This window comes from Croceitalea rosinachiae (assembly GCF_031846445.1).
Taxonomy (GTDB): Bacteria; Bacteroidota; Bacteroidia; order Flavobacteriales; family Flavobacteriaceae; genus Croceitalea; species Croceitalea rosinachiae.
Genome location: NZ_JAVRHR010000010.1, coordinates 1 through 7,945, shown reverse-complemented (window position 1 = coordinate 7,945; position 7,945 = coordinate 1). Strand labels below are relative to the sequence as shown.

The window sequence follows — 7,945 nt, the reverse complement described above, 5'->3', positions numbered from 1 at the left end:
CAGCGGAAGCGGCGATGGCACCTATGAATCGGGCGATGTGGTGAACATAGTTGCCGATGTGGCACCTGCTGGGCAACAGTTCGTTTCTTGGACGGGCGATGTATCGGGTGTCGCTGACATCAACAGTTCCTCGACCACGGTAACGATTCCATCTTCGGATGTGGTGGTCACGGCGACGTATGGTGAGGTTTCCCCTGGCGGAACGATATGGTTGGAAGACTTTGAGGACCTGTCCAATGGTGACGTGGTGGACAACGGTGCCACTGCGTGGAGCTCTTCGCGCGCCGGTGGGACCTTCGAGGTATTGGACGGCAGGTTCTGGACCAATGTATCCGGTGGTGTGGGCACCTGGACCTCTGAGGTTATACCTATCGGCGGAACGATATCGCTATCGATGGACGTTGACGATTCCGACGACAACAAGGAGAGTTCCGATTTCGTGCGTGCCCTCTACATATTGGACGGCGGCACCCCTGTGGAGTTCGGCTTTGTGAACAACGACATCGACCCCCAGACCTTCATCTCCGGTGAGATAACGGGCAGTACCGTACAGATTGTTGTGGAATCGCTGGTGAGCGGAGGCAACGAGAACTATTTTATCGATAATGTTGCGGTGACCACGGCTGTAGCAGGTCTAAGGGCACGGTTGGACGACTATGCATTGGGGAATACCGAACCGGTAGTACCCTTTGAAGTAATGCTATATCCGAACCCCGCCACCACAGAGGCAACGCTCTCTGTCAAGGGCAATTCCAGGTTGGAAGCCATTGCGATATTTAATTCCCTGGGCCAACAGGTAAGGGCCTTTAAAGCTTCCGAACTGTGGAACCGTGCCAACGGCTACCAGCTACCGGTTTATGATCTGCCAATCGGGGCGTACCATTTGAATATATTGAACGATGAAGGAACAACCTTTATTAGACAATTGATCATAAGGAGGTAAAGGTGGGCATGGCAAATGGTCCATTTTTCGCGGTTGACTGCGCACAACATGTTTAAATAAATAGGAAGGCAAGGAGTCTCTTTAGAGACGCTTTGCCTTCTCTTAATAGCACAATGGAAGGGCAATTATTTAACCCTTTCTGAAAGAATAAAGCAAAGGCTGTGAAAACAGATTCTTGTTATATCGCAGAAACAGTCAACATACAATTGTGATGGTAGCCTTTGGTCTAGGTGAAAACAAAGTGGTGCTAGCAGCCCCTTTTTTACCAACTGAGAACATTAATACAGATTTTCGAAAAATCAGGACCTTCTTTAAAAATGTTAGAGGAAGAATACCTGAAAACAGTTTTGGGGAATAGTTCAGTGTTACTATAATTTTTTCAAAACCCTAGTTTTTGTGGTGCCCACAGCCTTTTTTGAATTTCCCGGAAATACCAAATCAGTGCTTGAATAAGTGTTTCCAAAAGTAATCGCTGTCGCATAAAATTGTTGAATGGCATCAACGACTTCGGCATCATTAATTCTCCTAAAGTTACATTTTATCTAAATCAAGTAGATGTTATTGTATGAAAACCATAGCCAAACTATGGTTTTTACTTAGACATTCTTGATAGTCGAGATTAAATTCCTTTTTATCGAGAATAAATCTAACAATGAACTTTATAGAAGTATTTTTATTGGTTAATCATTCACCCAAACTAACATGAAGAAAACTACTTTCCCAATAGTCTTAATTCTATTTTCCATTTTTTGCTTTCCGCAAGATGCTCAAAAACCATTTATTACAACTTGGAAAACAGATAACCCAGGAGTCTCAGAAGACAACCAGATAAGCATACCAACACTTCCTGGCGAAACCTATGATTACATAGTAGATTGGGGTGATGATACCACATCGACAGGTGTTACAGGGAATATAACCCATACCTATGCTAATCCAGGCACTTATATCGTATCTATTTCCGGTGATTTTCCAGCTATTTTTTTTAATGACGCATTTGTTGAAGGTAATATTAGTGACAATGGTAAAATTTTGACCGTCAATCAGTGGGGCGATATCTCATGGAGAAATATGTTTGAAGCTTTTGCAGGATGTATAAACTTAGATGTCATTGCATCTGATGTGCCAAATCTTTCTAATGTGATTTTGTTACAACAAACCTTTTATGGGTGTTCTTCTTTAATTGGTAATGAAAGTTTCCAAAATTGGGATGTGAGCAATATTATTAGTTTAGGAAGCCTATTTGCTCAAGCGGAAAATTTTAATCAAGATATAGGACTATGGGACGTGTCTAATGTTCAAGGCATGAGTCAGATGTTCTTTGGTGCTAAATCCTTTAATCAAGATATAAGTGGTTGGAATGTTTCCAATGTATTGGGTATGGGTAGTATGTTTTTAGGTGCAACTTCATTTAATCAGAATATTGGAAATTGGAATGTAGGTAATGTTAGTAATATGTCTAATATGTTCGTTGGTGCAACTTCTTTCAATCAAGATATAGGTGATTGGAATGTGAGCAGTGTTAAGTTCATGGGAGGAATGTTTCATCGAGCATCTTCTTTTAATCAAGACATAGGTTCTTGGGATGTTTCAAAGGTCACTGCGATGGTACAAATGTTTTCTAAAGCAACTAGTTTTAATCAGAGTTTGGCAGACTGGAATATTAGTAATGTTAGTCAACCTTTTGCTTTTCAGGGCATGGAAGAAATGTTCAACGATTCAGGTCTTTCCAATGAAAATTATGACAAAACCTTAATAGGCTGGAGCCAATTGCCTTCCTTGCAAAATGGAGTTGTGCTAGATGCTCCTCAAAACCAATACTGCCTATCAGGTGAAGCCCGCCAAAGTATCATCGATACCTATGGTTGGACCATAAATGATGCTGGTGAGGCCGCTAATTGTGAGATTGAACCACGACCATTTGTGACCACTTGGAAAACGGATAATCCAGGAAGTTCCGAAGACAACCAAATTACGATTCCTATGTTCCCAGGGGGTGTGTACAACTATATAGTGGACTGGGGAGACGGCACAACTTCGGAGAATGTCACTGGAGATATCACTCATACGTATAGAACACCTGGAGTATATACAGTAACAGTTTCTGGTGAATTTCCTCGGATTTATTTTAATGATTTCACCTTTGGTTTTGATGAATTTAGTGGTGACGAGAAAAAATTGTTGACGGTTCGACAATGGGGCACAAATTTATGGACTTCTATGGAGGCTGCCTTTGCAGGCTGTTCCAATTTATCCGTAGCCGCTTCTGATACACCGATTTTGTCCAATGCGACGAGCCTAAGAAACATGTTTTTTTCTTGTAATTATTCTTTTGACAATTCGGGTAATCGTGAATTCGGAAATTTTAATGGTATTGAGAATTTCAATTCTTGGAATGTGAGCACCATTACGGACATGTCCGGAATATTTGATAAATCCGCCTTCAACCAAGATATTTCAACTTGGGACGTAAGTAATGTTACCGATATGTCATTTATGTTTTTTAGCAGTCCATTTAACAATGCTATTGGTGCTTGGAATGTTGGAAGGGTAACCGATATGTACGGTCTATTCGGAAGCAGTGCGTTTGATCAAGATATATCCAATTGGGATGTTGGCAATGTGCAAATTTTTGATTTTATTTTTAATAGTACCTTCTTTAACCATGATATTACGAATTGGAATGTGGAGAACGCAATTAGTTTTAGACATGCCTTTAGTCAAAGTAGTTTTGATCAAGATATTAGTGCTTGGAACATTTCCAATGTTACCAATTTCTCTAATGCATTTGATGATTCTGACCTTTCCAAGGAAAACTACGATGCTATTTTAATAGCTTGGGCAAAGCTTTCTGAATTACAGTCCAATGTTGTTTTAGGAGCCAATTTCGCAGTGTATTGTGATGGTGAGGAAGCCAGAAACACATTGATTAACACTTTTGGATGGACCATCAATGATTTTGGCATTGACTGTAGTGAAGAACGTGCGTTCATTGCCACTTGGAAGACAGATAATCCAGGTCTATCAGAGGACAATCAAATTACGATACCTACCAATCCCAGAGAAGTTTACGATTATCACGTGGATTGGGGAGATGGGTCCTTTGATGAGAATGTTATGGGAGATATTACCCACACCTATGCCCAGCCAGGTGAATACCAAGTTTCTATCACAGGTAAATTCCCAAGAATTTATTTCAATGGTTTTAATGGTACTGCTGAATCACCATCTAAAAATTCAGATGACTTAAAAATAATTGCGGTCAATCAATGGGGCACTAATAGGTGGACGTCCATGTCATTCGCTTTTGCCGGATGTGAGAATGTGGATGTATTGGCAGAAGATATACCCAATTTATTGAGAGTAAACAGTTTTGCAGGAATGTTCTTGGGATGCGCTGCTCTAATTGGTAATGAAACTATAGGTTCTTGGAATACTGATGGTATTAGAGATGTTTCATTTATGTTTAGAAACGCCTCCTCTTTTGATCAGAACATTGATAACTGGGAAATGGAGAATGTGAATTTGATGTTTGGTACATTCGATGGAGCTTTATCATTCGACCAAAATTTAGGAAGCTGGGATGTTTCTCAAGTCCAAAACATGACAAATTTGTTTAAAGATTCCGCCCTTTCTAATGCAAACTATGATAACACTTTAATCGGCTGGAACCAATTGCCAACATTACAAAATGGAGTGCAACTGGATGCTCCAAATAACCAATATTGCCTATCCGGTGAAGCCCGCCAAAGCATTATCGATAGCTATGGTTGGACTATCAATGATGCTGGAGAGGCAGAAGATTGTCAACAGCCTTTTATCACCACTTGGAAAACGGACAACTTTGGGGTTTCAGAGGACAACCAGATTACGATTCCTACGTTCCCAGGAGAAACTTATGATTATTCAGTTGATTGGGGGGATGGTACCATAGAACAAATTACTACTAGTGATTCTCCAACCCATACCTATGAAGAACCAGGTATTAAAATAGTACGAATTACTGGAATCTTTCCACGAATATCCTTCCCAGGAAGTTTTGAAAGCTTTAAGTTTTTAACTATCGAACAGTGGGGCGATATTGAATGGTCCTCTATGGAAGAAGCCTTTGCCGATTGTAGTGTTATGAGGGTGCTTGCAACTGATACGCCTAACTTGTCATCGGCAACTAATCTTACAGGCATGTTTCGGGGTTGTTTTGAGATCGTGGGTAACGAAAGTTTCAATAATTGGGATGTTAGTACTATCACATCAATGGAAGCTATGTTTTCTGTCGCCTCCTTGTTTAATGCAAATATTGCAAATTGGGATGTGGGCAATGTGGAAAATATGCTAGGCATGTTCAACCGTGCTCAAAACTTTAACCAAGATATAGGCAATTGGAACGTAAGTTCGGTTACCAATATGAGGAATATGTTTAGGGGCGATAACTTAAGCGGAAACAGTTTCAACCAAGATATTAGCAATTGGGATGTGAGTTCTGTCAATGATATGTCGAGCATGTTCGAAGATGCAACATCTTTTAATCAAGATCTTAGTGATTGGGATGTGAGTTCGGTACAAAATATGACTTTCATGTTTTCCAAGGCAAGGTCTTTTAATCAAAACGTTGGTTCATGGAACGTTGGTAGTGTTACAAATATGACGGCAATGTTTGCGGATTCTTCTTTTGACCAAAATATTGAATCTTGGAATGTAAGTCAAGTAGAAGACATGGGAGGAATGTTTTCAAATACTCCATTTAATCATCCACTTAATGATTGGGATGTTAGTAATGTAAGAGATATGCGTTTTATGTTTAGAGGTGCAACTTCTTTTGATCAAGATTTAAGTAATTGGGATGTGAGTAAGGTTACCCGTATGTCTCTGGTTTTTGAGAATTCTGGCCTTTCTAACGAAAACTATGACAACACCCTTATCGGTTGGAGCCAATTGGCTTCCTTGCAAAATGAAGTCGTGCTAGATGCTCCTCAAAACCAATATTGTTTAGCTGAAAACGCTAGACAAAGCATTATCGATACCTATGGTTGGACAATCAATGACGCTGGAGCGGCAGATGGATGTTCCCAACCATCCGGCACGATCTGGTTGGAGGACTTTGAGGACCTGGTCGACGGTACGACAGTGGACAACGGTGCCACTGCATGGACTTCATCACGTGATGGGGGCACCTTTGAGGTATTGGACGGCAGGTTCCGCACCAATGTCAATGGCGGCGTGGGCACTTGGACCTCCGAGGTAATCCCTATCGGCGGAACGGTATCGCTATCGTTGGACGTTGACGATACGGACGACAACAAGGAACGTGCGGATTTCGTACGCGCGCTCTACATACTGGACGGTGGCACCCCAGTGGAGTTCGGCTTTGTGAACAACGACATCGACCCGCAGACCTTCGTTTCGGGGGACATCAATGGAAGCACGGTACAGATCGTGGTGGAATCGCTGGTGAGCGGTGGCAACGAGAACTATTTTATCGACAACATAGCGGTGACGGGTACTGGTCCTAGCGGAACCACCTATGCACTTACGGTGAACAGCGGAAGCGGCGATGGCAGCTACGGATCGGGCGATGTGGTGAGCATCGTTGCCGATGCGGCACCAGCAGGGCAACAGTTCGTTTCCTGGACGGGCGATGTGTCCGGGGTTACGGACATCAACAGTCCGTCGACCACGGTAACGATTCCATCTTCGGATGTAGAGGTCACGGCGACATATGGTCCAATAGATGTTACGACCTATGCGCTGACGGTGAACAACGGAAACGGTGACGGTACGTACTTGGAGGGCCATGTGGTGAACATAGTTGCCGATGCGGCACCTACGGGCCAACAGTTCGTTTCCTGGACGGGCGATGTGTCCGGGGTCGCGGACACCAACAGTCCGTCGACCACGGTAACGATTCCATCTTCGGATGTTGTGGTTACGGCGACGTATGGAGAGGTTTCCCCTGGCGGTACGATATGGTTAGAGGACTTTGAGGACCTGTCCGATGGCGACGTGGTGGACAACGGTTCCACTGCGTGGAGCTCTTCGCGCGCCGGTGGTACCTTCGAGGTATTGGACGGCAGGTTCTGGACCAATGTATCCGGTGGTGTGGGTACCTGGACCTCCGAGGTGATACCTATCGGCGGAACGGTATCGCTATCGATGGACGTTGACGATTCGGACGACAACAAGGAGAGTTCCGATTTCGTGCGTGCCTTCTATATCTTGGACGGCGGCACGCCGGTGGAGTTCGGCTTTGTGAACAACGACATCGACCCACAGACCTTCATCTCTGGTGAGATAACTGGCAGTACGGTACAGATTGTTGTGGAATCGCTGGTGAGCGGTGGAAACGAGAACTATTTTATCGACAATATTGCGGTCACGGGTGCCACCACGGGCGGTACCACGTACGCATTGACGGTGAACAATGGAGGCGGTGATGGTACGTACTTAGAGGGCCAAGTGGTGAACATCGTGGCGGATGGACCACCGGCAGGGCAACAGTTCGTTGCTTGGACCGGCGATGTGTCCGGGGTTGCGGACACCAACAGTTCCTCGACCACGGTAACGATTCCATCTTCGGATGTGGAGGTCACGGCGACATATGGCCCAATAGATGTTACGACCTATGCGCTGACGGTGAACAACGGAAACGGTGACGGTACGTACTTTGAGGGCCAAGTGGTGAACATAGTTGCCGATGCGGCACCTACGGGCCAACAGTTCGTTTCCTGGACGGGCGATGTGTCCGGGGTCGCGGACATCAACAGTTCCTCGACCACAGTAACGATTCCATCTTCGGATGTGGTGGTTACGGCGACGTATGGTGAGGTTTCCCCTGGCGGTACGATATGGTTAGAGGACTTTGAGGACCTGTCCGATGGCGACGTGGTGGACAACGGTGCCACGGCTTGGAGCTCTGCCCGTACCGGTGGAACCTTCGAGGTATTGGACGGCAGGTTCTGGACCAATGTATCCGGTGGTGTGGGTACCTGGACCTCCGAAGTGATA

Annotated in this window: 2 protein-coding genes; both read left to right on the top strand. The window is 44.3% G+C overall.

Annotation, left to right across the window (positions count from 1 at the left end):
• Positions 1-943 (top strand): InlB B-repeat-containing protein (locus tag RM706_RS16395; protein WP_311353357.1); only part of this gene is annotated, 943 nt, incomplete at its 5' end.
• Positions 944-1,645: 702 nt separating this feature from the next.
• Positions 1,646-7,945 (top strand): BspA family leucine-rich repeat surface protein (locus RM706_RS16390; protein WP_311353356.1); only part of this gene is annotated, 6,300 nt, incomplete at its 3' end.